Source organism: Sphingomonas sp. PP-CE-1A-559 (assembly GCF_004340965.1).
Taxonomy (GTDB): Bacteria; Pseudomonadota; Alphaproteobacteria; order Sphingomonadales; family Sphingomonadaceae; genus Sphingomonas.
The window spans coordinates 1,064,395-1,086,730 of record NZ_SLYA01000002.1; the positions used below are offsets into that span (position 1 = coordinate 1,064,395).

Annotated in this window: 15 protein-coding genes; 10 read left to right on the plus strand and 5 right to left on the minus strand. The window is 65.8% G+C overall.

Features of this window, described 5'->3' with window-relative positions:
- Positions 1-16: 16 nt before the first annotated feature.
- Entirely contained in the window at positions 17-1,516 is a 1,500-nt protein-coding gene (locus tag C8J42_RS10165) for an MFS transporter (RefSeq protein ID WP_243644259.1), read from the minus strand.
- Between the two features lie 136 nt (positions 1,517-1,652).
- Here C8J42_RS10165 and C8J42_RS10170 point away from each other — a divergent pair, with 136 nt between their 5' ends.
- Complete coding sequence (locus C8J42_RS10170; RefSeq protein ID WP_243644261.1) at positions 1,653-2,333, plus strand: DUF6445 family protein; 681 nt, start codon at positions 1,653-1,655, stop codon at positions 2,331-2,333.
- A gap of 240 nt (positions 2,334-2,573) precedes the next feature.
- Here the strand turns inward: C8J42_RS10170 and C8J42_RS10175 are convergent, their stop codons facing one another.
- Positions 2,574-3,620, minus strand: a complete 1,047-nt coding sequence (locus C8J42_RS10175) for a substrate-binding domain-containing protein (RefSeq protein ID WP_243644263.1) — start codon at positions 3,618-3,620, stop codon at positions 2,574-2,576.
- 188 nt (positions 3,621-3,808) lie between these two features.
- Here C8J42_RS10175 and C8J42_RS10180 point away from each other — a divergent pair, with 188 nt between their 5' ends.
- From C8J42_RS10180 to C8J42_RS10205, 6 genes are all read left to right on the plus strand, one after another.
- Entirely contained in the window at positions 3,809-6,775 is a 2,967-nt protein-coding gene (locus tag C8J42_RS10180) for a TonB-dependent receptor (RefSeq protein ID WP_243644266.1), read from the plus strand.
- 83 nt (positions 6,776-6,858) lie between these two features.
- Positions 6,859-8,373 carry a tryptophan halogenase family protein gene (locus C8J42_RS10185; protein WP_133020008.1) on the plus strand — a complete coding sequence of 505 codons (1,515 nt, stop codon included), beginning with the start codon at positions 6,859-6,861 and terminating at the stop codon, positions 8,371-8,373.
- Positions 8,370-10,172 carry an alpha-amylase family glycosyl hydrolase gene (locus C8J42_RS10190; RefSeq protein WP_133019896.1) on the plus strand — a complete coding sequence of 601 codons (1,803 nt, stop codon included), beginning with the start codon at positions 8,370-8,372 and terminating at the stop codon, positions 10,170-10,172. Before C8J42_RS10185 ends, C8J42_RS10190 begins: the two co-directional genes overlap by 4 nt.
- Positions 10,172-11,785: an alpha-amylase family glycosyl hydrolase gene (locus tag C8J42_RS10195; protein WP_133019897.1), complete on the plus strand. Its 1,614-nt coding sequence runs from the start codon at positions 10,172-10,174 to the stop codon at positions 11,783-11,785. The genes C8J42_RS10190 and C8J42_RS10195 overlap by 1 nt, the downstream gene beginning before the upstream one ends.
- On the plus strand, positions 11,782-13,314 hold the full coding sequence (locus C8J42_RS10200) for a tryptophan halogenase family protein (RefSeq protein ID WP_243644268.1): 1,533 nt from the start codon (positions 11,782-11,784) through the stop codon (positions 13,312-13,314). The genes C8J42_RS10195 and C8J42_RS10200 overlap by 4 nt, the downstream gene beginning before the upstream one ends.
- The gene (locus C8J42_RS10205; protein WP_133019898.1) at positions 13,311-15,848 is read left to right on the plus strand and encodes a TIM-barrel domain-containing protein; all 2,538 of its coding nucleotides are present in this window, start codon (positions 13,311-13,313) and stop codon (positions 15,846-15,848) included. The genes C8J42_RS10200 and C8J42_RS10205 overlap by 4 nt, the downstream gene beginning before the upstream one ends.
- A 438-nt stretch (positions 15,849-16,286) precedes the next feature.
- Here C8J42_RS10205 and C8J42_RS10210 read toward each other — a convergent pair whose 3' ends face one another.
- Positions 16,287-18,023, minus strand: coding sequence for a flotillin domain-containing protein (locus C8J42_RS10210; RefSeq protein WP_243644270.1), 1,737 nt, complete (start codon positions 18,021-18,023; stop codon positions 16,287-16,289).
- A gap of 25 nt (positions 18,024-18,048) precedes the next feature.
- The gene (locus tag C8J42_RS10215) at positions 18,049-18,669 is read right to left on the minus strand and encodes an OB-fold-containig protein (protein WP_133019899.1); all 621 of its coding nucleotides are present in this window, start codon (positions 18,667-18,669) and stop codon (positions 18,049-18,051) included.
- Between the two features lie 306 nt (positions 18,670-18,975).
- Between C8J42_RS10215 and C8J42_RS10220 the strand changes: the two genes are divergently transcribed.
- Positions 18,976-19,368, plus strand: a complete 393-nt coding sequence (locus C8J42_RS10220; RefSeq protein ID WP_133019900.1) for a hypothetical protein — start codon at positions 18,976-18,978, stop codon at positions 19,366-19,368.
- Entirely contained in the window at positions 19,365-19,970 is a 606-nt protein-coding gene (locus tag C8J42_RS10225; RefSeq protein ID WP_133019901.1) for a DedA family protein, read from the plus strand. The genes C8J42_RS10220 and C8J42_RS10225 overlap by 4 nt, the downstream gene beginning before the upstream one ends.
- A gap of 75 nt (positions 19,971-20,045) precedes the next feature.
- Here the strand turns inward: C8J42_RS10225 and C8J42_RS10230 are convergent, their stop codons facing one another.
- A complete protein-coding gene (locus tag C8J42_RS10230) occupies positions 20,046-21,476 on the minus strand; it encodes a glycosyltransferase (protein ID WP_133019902.1) in 1,431 nt (476 codons plus the stop codon).
- 94 nt (positions 21,477-21,570) lie between these two features.
- Between C8J42_RS10230 and C8J42_RS10235 the strand changes: the two genes are divergently transcribed.
- Positions 21,571-22,140 carry a cytochrome b gene (locus tag C8J42_RS10235; RefSeq protein WP_133019903.1) on the plus strand — a complete coding sequence of 190 codons (570 nt, stop codon included), beginning with the start codon at positions 21,571-21,573 and terminating at the stop codon, positions 22,138-22,140.
- Positions 22,141-22,336 lie beyond the last annotated feature (196 nt).

The following is a 22,336-nucleotide window of genomic DNA, read 5'->3' on the forward strand; positions in this document are numbered from 1 at the left end:
TTTGCTGCTTCTCGCCTCAGGCAAACTTGTCGGGAACCTCAGGGACGCGCAGCGTCGCAAGGGCTGCGAGAATCATCACGATGGCGGCGAATGCCATCGTCCAGATCGGTTCGGTCGGGAAGAACGCCTTCAGCACCGACCCCATCAGCGTCGCGACCAGCAACTGCGGGAGGACGATGAAGATGTTGAACAACCCCATATAGATGCCGAGCTTCGCCTGGGGCAGGCTGGAGGCGAGGATCGCGTAGGGCATGGCGAGGATCGACGCCCAGGCGATGCCGACGCCGACTTCGCTGACGATCAGCAACGTTGGATCGCGCACCATGAGGAAGCTCGCAAACCCCGCGGCGCCGCACAGCAGGCAGGCTATATGCGTTTTGACCCGGCCGATTCGTCTGGCCAACCGCGGCAGTATCAGTAACGCGACCAGCGCGGCGACGGCGTTGTAGACTGCGAACAGCACACCGACCCAATCGCTGCCCGCATTGTAGGCGGCGCTCGTCGCGTCGCTCGATCCGTACATGTACTGCGCCACGACGGGCGTGGTGAAGATCCACATGATGAACAGCGCGGACCAGCTGAAGAACTGGACGAGCGCCAAGCGCTTCATGACGCTGGGCATCGCGGCGAAGTCGCCGACGATCTGGCTCAGCGCGTTGTCGCCATTGCCGCCACGCGCGAGGAGTATGGCCGCGAGGCTGGCGCCGCCATAGGCGACGAGCAGTGCGCCGAGCAGGTACACTTCCTTCTGCAACGCCAGTTCGGGCACCGCGACGATCACTGCTATGCCGGCGATGATCCAGGCGATGCTGGTCGCGAAGCCGCGACTTGCGAGTGCGCGGACCGGAGCGCTGTGCGCTTCATCGCGGTCGGACTCGGCGAACGACGCCATCTGCTCGGGGCTGTATTCGCGTGTGTTGCCGACCGTCCAGAGGACCGCGAGCAGCAGTGCCGCGCCGCCGAACCAGAAGCTGTAGCGCACGGTGTCGGGAACGCCCGCCAGCGCATCGCCCGATACGCCCAAATGCGCGAGCACGAACGGAAAGATCGAGCCGACAACTGCCCCGGCGCCGATGAACGCGGTCTGGAGCGCGTAGCCGGCGGTGTGTTGATCCTTGCGCAGCATGTCGCCGACGAACGCGCGGAATGGCTCCATCGACACGTTGACCGAGGCGTCGAGTACCCAGAGCGTCAGCGCGGCAAGCCATAGCAATTTCGCTTCGGGCATCACGAACAGCGCGAGCGCGGCGAGTACCGCGCCAGCGAAGAAATAGGGACGGCGGCGGCCGAACCGCGTCCAGGTGCGATCGCTATAATGACCGATGATTGGCTGAACGAGCATTCCGGTCAACGGCGCCGCGATCCAAAGATAGGAGAGGTCGTCGAGCGATCCGCCGAGCGTCTGGAAGATCCGGCTCATATTGGCGTTCTGCAACGCGAAGCCGATCTGGATCCCGAAAAAGCCGCAGCTGATGTTCCACAGGCCGGCAAAGCCCTGGACTGGTTTCTCGGTCAAAACGCGGCTCTCCTGATCGGTCGCCACTTGTGTGCGTGGCGATCTGACGGACCGGCTTGACCCCAAGCGACCGGCAAAACAACTATGCATACGAATACCTTGCCCCGCCGTGCCGCCCGGCCGCATGAAGGCCTGCATGACCCAACCGCCGAAAACCACGCTTCACTTTCAGGGCGAGGAGCAGCGCCCGCTGATCGCGATCAACGATTTCTGGCCCGATCCTGACGCTCTACGCGAGGATGCGGCGAGCCTGCGGATGGCGCCGATCGGCCCGCATTATCCCGGCGTCCGCGCCGAGGTGCCGCCGCGCCTAGCCGAGACGATGCGGCGCCGGATCGCGCCTTTGTTGGCGGAGCATTTCGGGCTCGATCCGGCGCCGGCGGTGTCGGAGGCCTATTATTCGCTCGTCACCACGGCGCCTGGCGATCTCGCGCCAATCCAGCGATTGCCGCATTTCGACGGCGTCGAGCGGGGGCGGATCGCCGTGCTGCTATTCCTCGGCCATGGCGAACAGGGCGGCACTGCGTTCTACCGCCAGCGATCGACGGCGTTCGAGACCGTCGATGCGTCACGGCTCGATCGGTTCAGGGCGGAGCTGGAGGCGGGCGTGCAGGCGCACGGCATGCCCGAGGCCTCCTACATCGCTGGTGAAACGGCGCTGTACGAACGCATCGCGGTCCAGCCGGCGCGCTTCAACCGGGCGCTCGTCTATGCGGGGAATACGCTGCACTGTGCGTATCTGCCGCCCGAGGTGACGCTCAGCACGGACCCGCTGGCCGGGCGGCTAACGCTCAATCTGTTCCTGTTCGACGACTGAGCCAAGCCTGCGCGATGGGATAGTGAGTCCGCTTCATTCCAACACCCGCACCTCCCCGGCGGAGGCCGGGGCCCAGTCGGAGAGCACTGAGTAAGGGATCGCCGTCTTTATCAGCGCCGTTTCCCAACTGGACCCCGGCCTTCGCCGGGGAGGTGGTGATGGTCGGCGTCACGGCTGTTTCGTGCCACCGACCCGTCGCGTGTGCCGCTACCACCCCGCCGCGGCAGAGGGTTATCGTCGCTACGCCCCGCTGCTCGCGCGGATCACCAGGCGGGTCGGCAAGGGCGGGTCGTCGGAAACCTCGCCGCGCAGTTTCGCCAGCAACGTCCGTACCAGCGCCTCCCCTGCCCGGCGCGCGTCCTGCGTCACGGTCGTCAGCGGCGGGTTGGTGAGTTGCGCCGAGGCGATATCGTCGAAGCCGACGATCGCGACGTCGTCCGGGATCGATCGCCCTGCGGCCGCCAGCGCGCGCATCGCGCCGATCGCGATGCTGTCGCTAGCCGCGAAAATGGCGTCATAGTCGGCGCCGCGGCGCGCGAGTTCGGCGATCGCGTCCTGTCCGGCGTCTTCGGTGGTGATTGCATCGACCTGCAATGCGGCGTCCGCCGTCAGCCCCGCAGCCGCCAACGCGTGGAGATATCCCCGATAGCGGTCCTCCAGTTCGGGATACCGCCCGTCCGCTGCGCCCAGGAACGCGATCCGCCGCCTACCCCGCGCGATCAGGTGCGCCGTCGCCGCCTCCCCGCCGCCGCGGTTGTCCGAGCCGACCGTGATCCCGGCAGGCCCCGTACCGACGGCGCCCCAGCGCACCACCTTGGTTCCTTGTTCGGTGAGGTGATCGAGGCGCGCGCGGTACGCTTCGTAATCGCCATAGCCGAGCAGGATGATGCCGTCGGCCTTGCGGCTGTCCTGGTAATCGACGTGCCAGTCGCCCGACAATTGCTGGAACGAGATCAGCAGGTCGTAGCCGGCGCGGGCGCAAGCGTGCGTGATCGAGCCCAGCATCGACAGGAAGAACGGGTTGATCGTCGACTCGTCTTCCGCTGGCTCCTCGAAGAACAGCAGCGCCAGCGTGTTTGCGGACTGACTGCGCAGCGACGACGCGTGTTTGTCGACCGCGTAGTGCAGGCTGCGCGCGATCGCCTCGATCCGCTGGCGGGTCTGCGCGTTGACCGACTTCGATCCGCGCAACGCCCGCGACACGGTCGGCTGCGACACGCCTGCCAATTGCGCGATGTCGAACGATGTCGGACGGCGACCCACCGTCAGCGCCCTTGCCGGCGCCACTGTGGGCGGGCGTGGTCCTGAGGAGACACGGTTTGCATGAAACAGTGAATACGTATGCCCGTCCCTTTTGCAACGCCTCCACCCGAAATATAGCCGTGTTGCGACACCCGACGCGTCAGCACGACGTCGGGGATACCAAAACAAGCAATTGAGGATGCGCGGGATTATTCTCGCCTGAAGGGGATTTCATGAGCCAGTCTATTCCGTGCCGCCTGCGCGTCGCGTCCGGCATTTCCGCGCATGGCCGCCTCGCACTGCACGTCAGCGCGACCGCGCTCGCCGCTGCTCTGATGCTGCCGGGCCAGGCTGCGTTCGCGCAGGCAGTGCCCGGCACGGCAAATGCCAATCCGACCGCACCAGCACAGATCGACGCGGTCCCGACCGTCGCCGCACCGACGCCACAGCCCGCCGATGCCGTGCCACCCGCACCGCAGGACCCCGCACCGCAGAATGGGCCTGCTGGCGGTGACGAGATCGTCGTCACCGGTATCCGCGCCGGCCTGGAATCCTCCGCCAAGATCAAGCGCCAGTCGGTCCTGATCGTCGACTCGATCTCGGCCGAAGACGTCGGCAAGCTGCCCGACGTGTCGATCGCGGACTCGCTCGCTCGCCTGCCCGGCGTGACCGCGCAGCGTCTCGAAGGTCGCGACCAGCGCCTGTCGATCCGCGGCCTCGGTCCCGATTTCTCGACCACATTGCTCAACGGCCGCGAACAGGTGACGACCGGCGACAACCGCGGCGTCGAGTTCGACCAATATCCGTCGGAATTCTTCAAGACCGTCAACGTCTACAAGTCGGCCGACGCGTCGCTGATCGCCGCCGGCGTCGCCGGCACCGTCGACCTGCGCATGCTGCGTCCGCTCGACCAGGCGCACCGCATCATCGCGGTCAGCGCGCGCGCGCAGATGAACGGCATCGACAAGCTAAACCCGGATGGCGATCGCTACGGCTATCGCGCGTCGGCGACCTATGTCGACAAGTTCGCCAACGACACGCTCGGCATCGCGATCGGCGTGTCCGCAACGCAGACGCCGTCGCAGGACGAGCGCTACAACGCGTGGGGCTATAGCGGCGCCGGCACCGCGGCCAGCCCGTTCCTGCTCAACGGCGCCAAGCCCTATGTCCAGTCGAACGAGTTGAAGCGCTATGGCGGCGTCGCGACGATCGAGTGGCAGCCGTCGGACAGCTTCCATTCGACGTTCGACGCGCTGTATTCGCATTTCCAGGAAACGCAGATCCTGCGCGGCATCGAATTCCCGCTCGCAGGGCAGCTCGCGAGCGCCGGTACGGCTGGCGGAACGACCGCGACCGGCGTGACAATTGCCGATGGCTTCGCGACCGGCGCGACGTTTGGCAACGTCTTCGCGGTGCAGCGCAACGACTATAACCAGCGCAAGGCGGACAATTTCTCGCTCGGCTGGAACAACGATCTAAAGCTGACCGAGTCGGTTCACCTCAACGTCGACGCGAGCTGGAGCCGTGCGAAGCGCACCGACTTCCTGCTCGAGACCAACACCGGCACCGGGTTCGCCAAGAGCGGCGTCGCCGACAGCGTCACTGTCAAGCAGAACGGCAACGGCACCTACACCTTCTCGCCGACGCTCGATTACACCAACACCAACATCTTCAAGCTGACCGATCCGCAGGGCTGGGGCAACAACGGCACGCAGCAGGTCGTCCAGTCGGGCTTCCTCAACCGGCCGAGCTTCAAGGACGATCTGAAGTCGCTCCGCGCCAGCCTCAACGGCGAGTTCTCGGACAGCGTCGTCAAGGGCTGGGAAGCCGGCGGCAACTACAGCCAGCGCAAGAAGACCAGCGCGTACACGTCCTATTTCCTCTGCCCGACCGGTGGCGGCACCAACTGCACCGTCGCGAGCGGTTCGCCGTTGAGCGGCAACGTTCCGAGCGAAGCATTGCTCGGCAAGAACGTGGCGCTCGATTATCTCGGCATCCCGCAGATGCTGACGCTCGATCCGCTGTATCTCTACAATAATTCGCTGAACTCGGCGTTCGATGGCCGTCCCTCCGCGCTGGTGCGCGACAATGTCGTGCTCGAGAAGGTGTGGACCGGCTATGCCAAGGTCACGATCGACGGCCTGGTCGGCGACAAGCCGCTCAAGGGCTCGATCGGCGCGCAGGTGGTGCATTCGGACCAGAGCTCGACCGGCCAGATCGCCAGCGTCGTCGGCGGCGCGGTGACGATCGCACCGGTGAAGCAGTCGCTGAAATACACCAACTTCCTGCCCTCGGCGACGATGTCGGTCGAACTGATCCCGCTGGGCTTCGTCAAGGTCGGCGCCTCGCAGACGATGGTCCGTCCGCGTCTCGACCAGGAGCGCGTCACGCAGGACGTCGCGATCAACCTGACCAACATCGGCCAGACGCCAGCCGGCCTGTTCCCGGTGTTCACGTCGACCGGTGGCAACGTCAATCTGAAGCCGTATCAGTCGACCAACATCGATCTGTCGTTCGAGAAGTATTTCAACGGCGGCGGCTATGTCGCGCTGTCGGGCTATTTCAAGCACCTGACCGATTTCGTCGATCCGAACAACTCGCTGCCGTACGACTTCTCGGCGTTGCTGCCGGCGCTGACCGCGGCGCAGCAGGCGCAGGTGATCGCGGCGGGCCAGACGATCGGCAACGTCTCGTCGCCCGCCAACACCGGTCGCGGCGAAGTGCTGGGCGTTGAAGGTACGGTGTCGCTGCCGTTCAAGGCGATCACGTCGGCGCTCGACGGCTTCGGCATCTTCGCGAGCGGCAACTACACGCAGTCGACGATCAAGTATGGCAGCAACCCGACCGAGGCGATCACCCTGCCCGGCCTGTCCAAGTGGACCGGCAGCGGCACGATCTACTTCGAGAAATGGGGCTTCCAAGCGCGCGCGAACTATCGCTACCGCTCCAGCTTCCTCGCCGAAGTCGCGGGCCTGTCCGCCAACCCGACCTATCGCACCGCGCGATCGGAGGGGATCCTGGATGCGCAGATCGGCTATGAGTTCCAGAGCGGTCCGCTCGCGAACTTCGCGATCCTGGCGCAGGCGAAGAACCTGACCGACCGTCCGTTCGTGACCTACCAGAACGACGATCCGCGCCAGGTGATCGACTACCAGCGCTATGGCCGCGACTACTATGTCGGCATCACCTACAAGTTCTGATGTCGATGGCGGGGCGGTTGACGCCGCCCCGCATTTGCCCCGCAGTGGCGGCACCTGACGGTTTCGAAGCGGGGACGCGGACGATGGCCAATCACCCTTTGCGTATCGTGATCGCCGGTGGCGGCACCGCCGGCTGGATGGCGGCGGCGACGTTCGCGCGGTTCCTGGAGACGGGATACGAGATCGACCTGATCGAGTCCGATGCGATCGGCACGGTCGGCGTCGGCGAAGCGACGATCCCGCAGATCCATCTGTTCAACGATGCGCTCGGGCTCGACGAGGACGCGTTTCTCCGCGCGACCGGCGGCACCTTCAAGCTCGGGATCGAGTTCGTCGACTGGTTCAAGCCGGGCCATCGCTACATGCATGCGTTCGGCGATGTCGGTCGCGATGTTGGCCTGTTGCCGTTCCACCAATACTGGCTGCGCGCGCGGTCGCTAGGACTCGCCGGCGATCTTGGTGCCTATTCGCTCAACACGCACGCGGCGCTCGCCGAGCGGATGCAGCGCGGCCCTGCCCGTACCGCCCGCACGCTGCCGTCGATGCCGTACGCCTATCATTTCGACGCGGGGCTCTATGCGCGCTACCTGCGGCGCTATTCCGAGACACGCGGCGTCAACCGGATCGAGGGCAAGATCGTCCGCGTCACCCGCGACGGCGAGAGCGGCGACGTCTCCGGCCTCGTGCTGGAGAACGGCACCAGCGTCGCCGCCGACCTGTATATCGACTGCACCGGCTTTCGCGGGCTGCTGATCGAGGAGGCGCTCGGCACCGGGTACGAGGACTGGACCCACTGGCTGCCGTGCGATCGCGCCATTGCGGTGCCGTCTGCGCGGAGCGAAAAGTTCACGCCGTTCACGCGCTCGGCCGCGCATGCAGCCGGCTGGCAGTGGCGGATCCCGTTGCAGCACCGGACGGGCAACGGCGTCGTCTTCTCCAGCGCACACATGAGCGAGGACGAGGCGACCACGACCTTGCTCGCCGGGCTCGACACGCCGGCAATGGCCGATCCGCGGACGATCGCGTTCCGCACGGGTCGCCGCAAGCGGATGTGGAACCGCAACGTCGTCGCGCTCGGGCTCGCCGCCGGGTTCATGGAGCCGCTCGAATCGACCAGCATCCACCTGATCCAGTCGGCGATCTCGCGGTTGCTGAAGCTGCTGCCGGGCCGCGTGATTGCGGAGGCCGATCGCACCGAGTTCAACCGCCAGAGCGACTTCGAATACGAGCGCATCCGCGACTTCATCGTCCTCCACTACAAGACGACGGCGCGCGACGACACACCGTTCTGGCGGCAGTGCCGCGACATGGCCATTCCCGACACGCTCGCCGCGAAGATCGACCTGTGGCGCGGCAACGGGCACATCGTCCGCGAGCATGAGGAGCTGTTCACCGAAGTCGGCTGGCTTCAGGTGCTGGCGGGACAAGGCATCACGCCGGCGGGCCACCACCCGCTGGCCGACGCGATATCGACGAGCGACCTGGGGGAATTCATGGACACGATCGACAAGCTCAACGCGCGCGAGGCGGGCCAGATGCAGGATCACGCGGCGTTCGTCGCCCAGCATTGCGCGGCATCCGTAAGTCTCGGCGCATGAGCATTGCCGCCGCCATCCTGCTCGCGCTGTCCGGCGCGGCCGCCGTGCCGCCCGCCGACTACCGCGCGCGCGCGCCGCAGGACGAGGTCATCTATTTCGTCCTGCCCGACCGGTTCGAGAATGCCGACCCGAGCAACGATCGCGGTGGGATCGCCGGCGATCGGCTGAAGACCGGCTATGATCCGACGGCGAAGGGCTTCTATCACGGCGGCGACCTGAAGGGCCTGACCAAGCGGCTCGACTATATCCAGCATCTCGGCGCGACCGCGATCTGGCTCGGGCCGATTTTCAAGAACAAGGCGGTGCAGGGGTCGCCGGGCCACGAGTCCGCGGGCTATCACGGATACTGGATCACCGACTTCACGCAGGTCGACCCGCATCTCGGCACCAACGCCGACATGACCGCCTTCGTCGACGCCGCCCACAAGCGCGGGATGAAGGTGTATATGGACATCATCATCAACCACACCGCGGACGTGATCCAGTACCGCGAATGCGCGGTCGGCATGCCCTGCCCGTACCGCGACCGCGCGACCTATCCGTACCAGCGCAAGGGCGGCGTCGGTGGCAAGGCGATCAATCCCGGGTTCGTCGGTGACGGCGTCCAGACCGCGGCGAACTTCGCCAGGCTGACCGACACGACCTACGCCTACACGCCGTACGTGCCCGCCGCGGAACGCACCGTGAAGGTGCCGGCGTGGCTCAACGACCCGATCTATTACCATAATCGCGGCGACACGACTTTCATGAACGAGAGCTCGACGATGGGCGATTTCTCGGGCCTCGACGACATCATGACGGAGAACCCGCGCGTCGTGAGCGGGATGATGGACATCTTCGGATCGTGGATCGACCGGTTCAAGGTCGACGGCTTCCGCATCGATACCGCGCGCCACGTGAACCCCGAATTCTGGGCGCAGTTCGTGCCGGCGATGCTGACGCGAGCGCAGGCGAACGGCATCCCCAACTTCCACATCTTCGGCGAAGTCTCCGATCACGAGGTCCGCCCCGCGGTGCTCGCGCAGCATACGATCGTCGACAAGCTGCCCGCGGTGCTCGATTTCGCGTTCCGCCAGGCGGTGGTCGAGACGGTCGCGGGCACGCGTGGCACCGATGCCTTCGAGGCGCTGTTCGACGGCGACGTGCTGTATGCGAAGGGCGTCGACACCGCGGCGATCCTGCCGACCTTTACCGGCAACCACGACGACGGCCGGTTCGCGACGTTCGTGCGGAAAGCCTTCCCGCAGGCATCCGACGAGGAAGTGCTCAAGCGCGTGCTGCTGTCGAACGCGATGCTGCTGACGTTGCGCGGCGTGCCGACGATCTATTCGGGCGACGAACAGGGCTTCGTCGGCGACGGCAACGACCAGGACGCACGCGAGGACATGTTCGCGTCGAAGGTCGCGATTTATAACGACAATCGCCTGCTCGGCACGACCAAGACGACCGCGACCGAAAGCTTTGGCGAGACCAATCCGCTGTTCCGCGAGATCGCCGAGCTGGCGAAGATGCGCGTCACGCATCCAGCGCTGACCCGTGGCCGTACGGTCATCCGTAGCCGTAGCGAGACACCGGGTCTGCTTGCGGTTTCACGCTTCGATCCGACGACGGGTGCGGAAACCCTGCTCGCGTTCAACACCTCGGCCAAGTCGCTGACGCAGGCGGTGCAGGTCGAGACCGGCTCCACCCGCTTCACTACGCTCGCCGGCACATGCGCGCCCCGCGCTGCCGCCCCCGGCAGTGTCACACTAACCCTGCCCGCGTTCGGCTATGCCGTCTGCGCCGCGGAGACTCGTTGATGCCTGCACGATTGCCTGAGTCCGTCACCGACCACCCTTGGTGGAAGGGCGCGACGATCTACCAGATCTATCCGCGCAGTTTCGCGGACTCGAACGACGACGGGATCGGAGACCTGCCGGGTATCACCGCGCATCTCGATTACGTCGCCAGTCTCGGCGTCGACGCGGTATGGCTGTCGCCGTTCTTCACCTCGCCGATGAAGGATTTCGGCTATGATGTGTCGGATTACCGCGATGTCGATCCGATCTTCGGCACGCTCGCCGATTTCGACGCGCTGATCGCGCGCGCGCATGCGCTTGGGCTGAAGATCATCATCGATCAGGTCTATTCGCACACTTCGGAGGAGCATGACTGGTTCCGCCAGAGTCGCGCGTCGCGCAGCGGCGACAAGGCGGACTGGTATGTCTGGGCGGATGCGAAGCCCGACGGCACGCCGCCATCGAACTGGCAGTCGGTGTTCGGCGGCCCCGCCTGGACCTGGGATGCCAGGCGCGGGCAATATTACATGCACAATTTCCTGAAGGACCAGCCGCAGCTCAACGGACACAACCCCGCGGTGCAGGGCGAGCTGATCGCGACCGCGCGGTTCTGGCTCGATCGCGGCGTCGACGGCTTCCGCCTCGATGCGATCAACTTCGCGATGCACGACCCGGCGCTGACCGACAATCCGCCCGCGCCGGCGACCAATCGTGCGCGCACGCGGTCGTTCGATTTCCAGCAGAAGCTGCACAACCAGAGCCATCCGGACATCGTCGGGTTCATCGAGCGGATCCGCGCGCTGCTCGACGAATATGGCGCCGGGTTCACCGTGGCGGAAGTCGGCGGCGACGACAGCGACCGCGAGATGAAGCTGTTCACCGGCGGCAATGGCCGGCTCAACAGCGCGTACGGGTTCGACTTCCTGTACGCGGACCGGCTGACGCCCGAGCTGATCGTCGATGCGGTCGGCAACTGGCCCGATACGCCGGGTCTGGGCTGGCCGAGCTGGGCGTTCGAGAACCACGACGCGCCGCGCGCAGTGTCGCGATGGACCACGCCCGACCAGCGCGAGGCGTTCGCGCGGATGAAGATCCTGCTGCTCGTCGCGCTGCGCGGCAACATCTTCCTGTACCAAGGCGAGGAGCTCGGCCTGACGCAGGTCGACATCGCGTTCGACGACCTGCTCGACCCGGAAGCGATCGCGAACTGGCCGCTCACCTTGTCCCGAGACGGCGCGCGTACCCCGATGCCGTGGATCGGCGCGGCGCCCGATCTCGGGTTCGGCAGCACCGAGCCCTGGCTGCCGTTCGGCGAGGATCACCGCGCGATCGCGATCGATGCGCAGGAAGCGGACGCGACGTCGCTGCTGCACTGGACACGGGCGCTTATCGCCGCGCGAAAGGCGCATCCAGCGCTGCGGCTTGGGAGCCTGCGGATCGTCCACAGCGACGATGCGGTGATCGCGTTCGAACGTGAGTCCGACGACGAGACGCTGCTCTGCGTGTTCAATCTCGGCGACGAAGCGCGTGATTGGCCGACCGGCATTGCCACCGATGGCGACATGCTGTTCGCAACCGATCGCGCCGACACGACGACGCTGCCGCCGCTGTCCGGGCTGGTGCTGCAGCGGTGATCGACGGACTCGGCCAGCACATCGTCATCCTCGGCGGCGGCACCGCCGGGTGGATGACCGCATGCCTGATCGCGCATCGCTGGCTGGATCGCGGGGTGCGCGTGACGTCGGTCGAAAGCCCGGAGATCGGCATCGTCGGCGTCGGCGAAGGATCGACGCCGCAGTTGAAGCACTTCTTCGACACGCTCGACATCGAAGAGGCGGAGTGGATGTCGGCGTGCGATGCGACCTACAAGCTCGGGATCGGCTTCGATGGCTGGTCCGACCGCGAGGGGCATGAGCGCTATTTCCACCCCTTCCCCACCGCGCTCGACGGCCATACCGCACCGCAATTCTTCTACAACTCGCGGGCACGCCGCACCGGGCGTAATGTCGACGCGCATCCCGACCAGTTCCTGCTCCCCGCCCGCCTGGCCGCCGCACACCGCGCGCCGCAGCCCGCCGCGAACTTCCCGTTCGAGGTCAGCTACGGCTATCACTTCGACGCGTATAAGGTCGGCGCGTTCCTCGCCGCGCACGCGACCGAGACGCTGGGCGTCGTCCATCTCCAGCGCCGGATCGCCAGCGTCGAGCGTGCCTTGACCGGCGAAATCACCGCACTGATCGATACCGACGGCGGACGCATCGCCGGCGACTTCTTCATCGACGCGAGCGGATTTCGCAGCACGATCTTCGGTGCGCTGGACGTGCCGTTCGTCAGCTACGCCGACGCACTGTTCAACGACCGCGCGGTAGTGATGCCGACGGCGCATAATACCGGCGCACCGATCCCCAGTCAGACGCGCGCTACTGCGCTGTCGGCAGGCTGGGCGTGGCACATCCCGCTGACCAGCCGAAACGGCAACGGCTATGTCTATTCCAGCCGCCACCTGACCGAAGCACAGGCCGAGGCTGAACTGCGCGCGCATATCGGCGCCGAGGCCGGCGGAGCGCGCCATCTCAAGATGCGCGTCGGCCGGGTTCGCGACAGCTGGTCGCACAACGCACTCGCGGTCGGGCTGGCACAAGGCTTCCTCGAGCCGCTCGAAGCGACCGCACTGCATCTCGTCATTGCCACCGTTGAAGCGTTCCTCGACATGGTCGATCACGGCGGCGCGACCGACGCCGTCCGCACCGCGTTCAACACGCGCATCGCAGCGCGCTACGACGGCGTCCGCGACTACATCGTCGCGCATTATCGGCTGAACCAGCGCCACGACGACCCGACCGGCTATTGGGCGGAAGCGCGGGGCGTGGACGTCCTGTCCGATGACCTTAAGATGCTGATGTCCACCTGGTTCACCGGCGCCGACATTGTCGCCGCGATCGATCGCGCCGGGCTCGGCCGCTATTACTCGGCGACCAGCTGGCACTGCCTGTTCGCGGGCTACGGCACTTTTCCCGATGCCGCGCGGCTGATCTCGCCCGGCGCCGACATCGATCCCATCGACCTGCCGAAGATCGACGATTTCCTGACCCGTTGCGCATCGAATTTCCGGTCGCACGCCTCTCGCCTCCGCGCCGCCGCGGACCACAAGGATCACGTATGAAACGCATCGCCCTCCTGCTCGCCGCCACCGCTGGCGTTTGCAGCGTCCCCGTCTACGCGCAGACGCCCGCAGCGGCCGCCGCACCCGCGCCCACATTGACGCCACGGAGCGACGGTATCGACGTCCATGTCGGCACGACCACCACGCGGATCACCGCGATGACCGACGGTCTGGTCCGCGTCCGCGTCGACAAGAACGGCCTGTTCCCTGAGGACGCCAGCTGGGCCGTCCCCGCCGCGATCCGCCGCCAGAAGATCGCCGTCACCGCGGCCCCCGATGGCTTCACCACCGCCAGCGTCCGCGTCCGCGTCGGTGCCGGCGGCGCGATCACCTTCGAGACGCTCGACGGCAAGATCATCTCCGCCGACGCCGCGCCGGTTGCGACCGACGGCAAGGCGTTCGCGATCGCGAAGACGCTGCCGATCGCCGAGCATTTCTACGGCCTCGGCGACAAGACGCAGGGCCTTGACCGGCGAGGGCACGGTTTTGTCGACTGGAACACCGACGCGTTCGGGTTCAGCAGCGCGGACGACCCGATCTACAAATCGATACCCTTCTTCATCGGCACCGGCGGTGCAGGCGGCAGCTACGGCATCCTGCTCGACAACACCTATCGCACCTGGTTCGACTTCGGCCACCGCGATGCCGAGACGCTCTCGTTCGGCGGCCCCGACGGCCCGATCGACTATTATTTCATCGCCGGGCCATCGATGGCGGAGGTCACGCGGCGTTATGCCGACCTGACCGGGCACGCCCCGCTCGCCCCGAAATGGGCGCTCGGCTATCAGCAGTCGCGCTACAGCTATGGCAGCGCCGACGAAGTCCGCCAGATCGCCGCCCGCCTGCGCAGCGACCGCGTGCCGACCGACGTGATCTGGCTCGACATCGGCTATCAGGATCGCAACCGCCCCTTCACCACCGACGCCAAGACGTTCCCCGACCTGCCCAAGCTCGCCACCGAGATGAAGGCGGACGGGATCAAGCTGGTCGCGATCACCGACCTCCACATCGCCGCCGTCGAGCAGGGTTACGCTCCCTATCAGAGCGGGATGAAGGCCGACGCGTTCATCAAGAACGCCGACGGCAGCCCCTATGTCGCACCGGTCTGGCCCGGCCCGTCGGTGTTCCCCGACTTCACCAAAACCACCGCACGGACCTGGTGGGGCACGCAGTATAAGGGCTTCCTCGACGCCGGGATCGCCGGGTTCTGGAACGACATGAACGAGCCGGCGATCTTCGAGACGCCGACCAAGACGATGCCGCTCGACACCCGTCACCGCATCGACAGCGACGATTTTACCACGCGGATCACCGATCACCGCGAGGCGCACAACGTCTACGGCATGCTCAACACGCGCGCGACGTATGACGGCCTGCTCAAGCTGCGCCCCGACGAGCGTCCGTTCGTGATGACCCGCGCGAGCTATGCCGGCGGGCAGCGCTATGCGGTCACCTGGACCGGCGACAACAGCGCGACCTGGGATCACCTGAAGCTGTCGGTGCAGCAGATCATCAACCTTGGCCTGTCGGGCTTCGGCTACAGCGCCGCCGACGTCAGCGGCTTTGCAGGCGGCCCTAGCGCCGATCTGCTCACGCGTTGGACCGAGATCGGCGCGTTCACGCCGGTGTTCCGCAACCATTCGGCGACCGGCACACCGCGCGTCGAGCCCTGGGTCGATGGCCCCGACCATCTCGCGATCCGCCGCCGCTTCATCGAGGAGCGCTACCGGTTGATGCCGTATTTCTACGCACTGGCGGACCAGAACGCGCGGTTCGGCGATCCGATCATGCGCCCGGTGTTCTACGATTACCCGGCCGCCGCGACCGCGTCGTGCGACCAGTCGATAGCGTTCACACTCGGCAAGTCACTGCTGATCGCGCCGCCGCCGAAGCCGGAGTCCCCGCAAACCTACGACGTCTGCCTCCCCGCTGGCGGCTGGTACGACTATTGGACCGGACAGCGCGTCGGCACGCCCGAACCAGCGGCCGCCGGCCCGATCCAGTCAGCGACGCAAGCCGTGCCGACCGCGCGCACGCTCGGCGACCGCGTGACCGAGACGCCTCGGCTCGACCGCCTGCCCGTGTTCGTCCGCGCCGGCACGATCCTGCCTCGCCAGCCACTGGTCCAGAGCACGAGCGAAACCCCGAACGGCCCGCTGCGGCTCGACATCTATCCCGGCGCCGACTGCATGGGCACGCTCTACGAGGATGACGGTCGCACCCTCGCGTACACCCGCCGCGGCTATTTCCGCCAGATGGTACGCTGCACGATCACGCCGACCGGCCTGTCGATCGACTTCGCCAAGCCCGAGGGTGGCTTCAAGCCGTGGTGGAAGAGCATTGCGATCACCGTCCACGGTTGGGATGGTGCTGGAACCGCCAGGGTAAAAGGTAAGCAGGCCAACGTCGTTCAAGACTCGGCAGTCGGAACGTCGACCTTAGTCGTTCCGCCGATGAATATTGCCGGTGCGGTACACTTGGAAGGACGGCAGATGGCAATTGGACAAACGCCGAAAACCATTTCGCTGCGGTGATTACGATTGGCAGTTCGCTATGGACGGCCGGCGTGTCGAGAAGGTGGGAATTAGAGTTTTCGACGTCCCACGCATCGATAACGCCCGCAGCCGGTAGCGCCCTTTGAGCACGTCGCGACGATCTCATTGTCCACCGGCGGCCAGCCACGCTCGACGGCTCGTACGGTATGCTCACTCGACCGCCAGACTATGTCGTGGTGGCGAGCCGGATCGGGAAGATCACCCGGTAGCCCCCTAGTCGGGAAGGCCCATAAGTCGAGTGATCGACGCTGGGTGGACCGTAGTTGCCAGCGAACGATAGCTTAAGCCCGCGGTTAGCGAGGACGGCGTTCCAATGGGATATGCCGCCTCGCCCAAATTCTCACGCTTGAAGATCCATTGCCGAACCTAACGGCGCATCGATCGATTTCGGGCGATCTTGCGACCGCGCTTACCCGATCAGGCCGGCGGGTTGCCCGATCCGCCGTTGAGTGCAGCGGGATGTTTGTGGGCATCGGTGGCGGAGGCTCGGGCTGGCGCCGCATCCGCGCTGCTTCCGGCGAGCATGCCGTTCAACGAACTGCCGGTCATCCCGAGTTCCGCCATCAGGCCATCAATCAACGGGCCGCCGACGCGGTAGCGCATCGCGGCGGCGACCGCGGCGTCGGCGAGATTGCCCTGACCGCCGCCGGACGCGCCGTCGCTGCCCCCGTCACCATGAAGGCCTCGCGCGTCGAGAATGCTGATCTTGTCAATGTTTTCCATCGGCTTGCTCGCCGCGGCGATGATCGCGGGCAGGGCTTCGAGCATCGCGCGGCGGATCAGCAACGCGGTCTGCGCGTCGCTCAGCAGGTTGGTCGCCTCGTTGAGCGATGCCTGACCTGCGGCGTCGACCTTGAACGCTGCCTCGCGACCTTCCGCTCGCGCCTTCTCGGCATCGGCTTCAGCGGTCGCCTCGGTGCGCAGGGCACTGGCGCGTGCCTCTGCGGCCTCCTTCTCGGCGGTCGCGGCGACGGTGATGCCGACGGCCTCTTCCTGCGCGCGCTGGGTGGCGGCGATCACGGCGACGTTCTTGTTGCGGTTGGCAATCTCGGTTGCCTTGGCCGTCGCGACGCTTTCCTCGGCTCTGACGGCAAGTGCACGCGCCTCATTGGCGGCGGCGGTCGCGGTCGATTCCTCCTCGGACTTCTGCGCGGTCTGCACAGCCGTCGTGATGCGGGCTATCTCGATCGTGCGGTCGCGCTCGATGGTCGCGGTCTGGATCGCACCGTCACGGGCGATGGTCGCGGTCTGGATCACCTTGTCGGCTTCGGTCTGCGCAACGGTCTGCGCTTGGCTGGCGGTGATGCGCGCGATCTCGGCGAGGCGGGTCTGCTCGGCTTCGGCGGTCGCAATGGCCGTTGCTTGTTCGGCGCGGCGGGCGGACAAGGTCTGCTCCTGCGTCAGGCGCGCCTGTTCCGCAGCCTGCGCGATTTCGAGCGACTGGTTGTTCGCGTCAAGGTTGCGCTGTTCGATCTCGACGCGGTTGGTCGCGACGATGTCGTTTCGGATCTTCTTGCGCTCCTCGATCGTCCGCGTGAGCACGGTCAGCCCCTCGGCATCGAACGCGTTGTTCTCGTTGAAATGCTCGAACGCGGTCTGGTCGAAATGCGTGATGCTGACGGACTCGAGCTGGAAGCCGTTCATGTCCAGATCGGTCATCAGCGCCTCCTGCACTTTCTGGATGAAGTCGGCGCGGTTGGCATGGAGGTGCTCCATCGTCATCGTCGCGGCGACCGAGCGCAGCGCGGATACGAGCTTGCCGTCGAGCAGCGACTTCACCGCATCGGGGCTGTTGACCGAATCGCCCAGCGTCTGCGCGGCAGCGGCGATCGACTCCGCATCGGGCTTTACCTTGATATGGAACAGCCCGACGACGTCGACGCGCAGCTTGTCGAGCGTGATCAGCGCGTCCTTGTTGAGACGCGACACCTCCAGCTTCACGGTGGTCAGGCGGACCTGCATCAGTTCGTGGAGCACCGGGATGACCATGATGCCGCCGTTGAGCACGACCTTCTCGCCGCCGAAGCCGGTGCGGATCAGCGCTACGTCCTTGGTCGCGCGGCGGTAGAGCCGGGTCAGGATGATGCCGATCACCACCAGGGCGAACAGCACGATGCCGGCGTAGATCAGGACGTTCAGAAGCTGTGCGGGCATGAAACCCTCCCCGGTTATGCGTTGGTTAGATCGACCGCAGAAGCGCGTTGGCTTCGGGCAGCGCGTAGAAGAGTTTGCCGTCGCGGCGGACGATCAGCGCGGTCTCGCCGGCGGCGATCGCGTCGGCATCGTCATGCGGCTCGACCATGATGAAATGCGCCTGGCCGTGCTGGTCGACGATCTTCGCGCGGGCGGGCGATCCGCGGCGCGCGGTGCCTTCGAGGATCGTGCCGCGGCGGCGGAGGAAGTCGTCGGTCGAGATCACGCTGGTCTCGAAGCCGGGCATGATCCGCGCGAGGCCGTTGGCGGCGAGCGTGTTGAGCAGGCTGCCGGCGATCAATGCGCCGCCCGAGGCGAGGCCCCAGTGCAGCGGGGCGCCGGCCAGCGCGGTCGCACTCTGCTGAATGGCTATCCCGGTTAGCGTGAAGCAGCCGAGCAACGAGGTCAGCCAGATCAGGATCGGCAGTTCGTGGCCTAGTCCGAGCCAGTCGAGCACGCCGCCGCCATCGGCTTCGGCATGCATATCGGCGTGAAGATCGAGATGGCCGAGCCCAAGGCCGATCGCCTCGATCAGCCCGATCCCGATCATCACGACGAACGCGATCGCGAACGGCGCGTAAGCCGGCGTCAGGAAGATCGCGAACATAGGCCGTGGCGCCGGTGGGGACTCTGGTTCTGCATCTGTGAACGGGTAGCGGACAGACGACAACGCTTCGTTACGAAACGCCGGTTTGTCTGGTTTTTGCTATCCATGCGTCGATACCCCCCAAGGCGAGGCTAGCTCTACGTCGAGGCGTTCGCAACGCGGGGCGAGGGAAAACCGGCCGGGTTTGGATCCATCCTCCGGGAGCGCGAAGATGAATGCTAGCGGCTTATGAAGCATCTTAAGCTCGGGCGCGGTAGCAATATCGGCGCCGTTGATCGGCGCACCCGGCGCGCGTATCGCGCCGGAATGACACGCACTCGACCTTGGCGAAAAGCCCTGATCGCGCTGTTCGTCGCGGTAGTGGCCTTCACGGGCTATCACGCGGTTCGGACGGTCAGCGACGCGATCTATTGGAACGCGCACCGCGACGAGCCGATCGAGCGGTGGATGACGATAGGCTATGTCGCACATTCGTATCACGTCCCGCCCCACGTCCTGCACCAGGCATTGAACCTCCCGCCGATGCCGGACCGTCGTCCGCTCGGCCGGATTGCGCGGGACAGTGGACGTTCGATGACGCAGATCGAGGCGATACTGATGTATGCGATCGTCCACGCGCGACCGCCCTACCCTCCTCCCGGCCCCCCGCCACGACCGTACATGCGGCCAGCTTCGTCGACGGCGTCCCCCGCCAAATGACCGACCAGCTGCTTGAACTTCTTACGACCTACGGGCTTCCTGCGCTGTTTAGTGCAATGATCCTTGCCGCAGCTGGCATGCCGTTCCCCAGCTCGCTGACGTTGGTCGCGATGGGTTCGTTCGTTGCGCAGGGGGAGCTCTCATTCTGGCCTGTCGTCTTTGCAGGTGCCTCCGGCGCCATCGTCGGCGACCAGCTCGGCTACGCCTTCGGACGATATGGCGGTCGGCCGTTGCTCGCAGCGGTCACGAAGCGGATCGGCGGGGCGGACAAGGTGGAGCAAGCCGAAGCCTATTCGCGCAAATGGGCAGGCTGGGGCATCTTCTTCAGCCGGTGGCTGATCGGGCCGCTGGGACCATGGATCAACGTCACCAGCGGACTGACCGAATATCCCTGGGTACGGTTCATCGTCCTCGACGTTGCGGGCGAAGTGCTGTGGCTGCTGATCTACGTTTCGCTGGGCCGCGCCTTCAGCGACCAGGTTCAGACGATCGCGAGCCTGCTCGGCAATCTGACCTGGGTGATCGTCGGCGTGCTGGTCGCCGGGTTGCTCGGCTGGAAACTGTTTGGCCGTTCGACCGAAGTCTCGGATGATGCGGCATGATCGGCTCTGGCAGAGCAGCGCTCCCCACTTAACCTCGTCCGTGGGCGTAGTCGTCGGACACCGCCGGCTTCTCCGTCAAGCGCGCTGCTCAAGCGCGGTCCGGGTCTGTGCGCTCCAGGTCTGACCGCCGCGCAGAAAGGCGTACCAGCCATAGATCGCGCCCGCGTGACGCAACAGCTGGAAGCTGAACGGTTCGGCGATCGCGGCGACGATCGCGGGCCCAAGGTTCAAGCCTTCGCGTTGGCCGGTCCAGCGCTTGTAGATGCCGAGCGACCAGAGGTGAAAGCTGAGGTCGATCCCGACCTTGGCGATCATCACGAGCAGGATCGGGAAGGCGAGCGTGTAGCGACCGGTGACGACGAGCCCGATCAGAACCGCAAAGGCTGCCAGACCGTAGATCGGCTGCACCGTATCGAGCGCCTTCACCGGGAGCATCCGCGTACCCAGCCGCCCGTAACGCGCGTTGCCGACCATGTCCCGGTTCCAGTGCTGCGTCTGCAGGAAGCCGCCGAACCAGCGCTGTCGCTGCTTCAGGAAAGCGGGGATGCTGGCGGGCGCATCGGTTCGCGCCAACGCGCCACCGACGACCCGCACCGTCCAGTGCAGCCCGGCGTCATGGGCGTGGCGGTGCAGCCGGTGGATCAGCTCGTAATCCTCCACCATGCAATCGGGATCGAAACCCCCGACCGTCAGCACCGCGTCGCGCCGGAACGCCGCGAAGGCGCCCGATATCAGCAACAGTCCGTCGATCCGCATCCACGCGTCACGCGATAGGAAGTTGCGGACATATTCGTAGGACTGGAACCACTCGAATATCCGACCGCTCAGGTTCGGACCGCAGATCGGCGCCAGCACTCCGGTGGCCGCCACCAGCTCGGGCTCCGCTGCAAAGGCGGCACGCATAGCGGCAATCGAGCCGGGCTCGATCAACGTGTCGGCATCCACGGTCAGCACCACGTCCGTCGCGATCCGCTCGAGCGCGGCATTGAGCGCGCGCGCCTTGCCGCCGTGCGGCAGTCGCAGCCACTGAAGCCGCGTGTGCCCAATCTCGATCTCGACGAGTCCACCGAGGAGCGGCGTCGGTAACGCATAGCCCGCCGCCATGGCGGACGGCGTATCGTCGCTCGATCCGTCGTCGGCGATCAGGATCGCCTCCGGTGGTTTGTCCTGGGCAAGGAGCCGGTCGATCGCCAGCCGGATCACGCCTGCCTCGTTATGCGCGGCGACGATCACACCGAAGCTCGGCTGCACGCCGCTCGGGGCCGGCGTCGCGGTCTGCGCGAGGTGGCGGATCTGCCACGCCGTAAACACGAGCAGCGCCGTGTCGTACAGGATGTACGCGATCCCGACCGACCATATGGCAAGCCCCTGGCGCAGGAACGCTTGCGCGATCAGCACGACGAACACCAGCGGTGCGGCCAGGCCGATCAGCCGGCTCGCCAGCGGGATCGGCCGTGGCGACAGACGCGGCGACTGTGCGGTAAAGTTAGCCGAGAGGGATTGCATCGACCAGCGCCTAACGCTCGCTTGCTGAACCCGCTATTGCAGAATGCGTCGAGGACCGAGAATCGGCATGAGGTGGTGGAGCGGGTTGTAGTGGATGAATAGCAGATACACAGGCGTCGCCATCGCCTTCCATTGGCTGATCGCGGTGGGGATCGTCATCAACGTGACCCTGCCCTGGCTTTGGCCCCATCTTGCCGACGACCGCGTGCGCCCCGCGATCGACCTGCACAAGTCGGTCGGGATCACGATCCTCGGCCTGGCGATCATGCGTCTGCTCTGGCGGCTGACGCATCGGCCTCCCGAGATGCCCAGCGGTTATCAGAAATGGGAAATCGGCGCGGCTCATGTGACCCACTGGCTGCTGTACGCGCTGATCTTTGCGATGCCGCTGACGGGCTGGATCATGGACTCGGCGTACAAGGATGCGGCGACCCACCCGATGTTCCTGTTCGGACTGTTCGAATGGCCGCGGATCGGCACGATATTGACCCTGCCGCCCGCCACGCGCGACGCCGTCCACGATGGTTTCGGCGCCTCGCACGTCTACCTGTCCTACCTGCTCTATACTCTGGTCGCGTTTCACATCGGCGGCGCGCTCAAGCATGAATGGATCGACCGACACCGCGAACTGCGCCGCATGATGCCAGTTTGGCGACGACTCTGACAGGAGGCTGCGAAACAGACGCCTCGCAACGATACTTGCCATACCTATTGGGCGGACATTCACGGCCTAGATTTCCGCTCGCGAAGGGCGTGATGGGAGAAAAGATGGTGTATCGCGGCGGCTGCATTTCGACAGCAGATGAGATTTGCAGCCCCTTCACGTACGATGCCTGGATCGGGGTCGACCTGACCTCGTG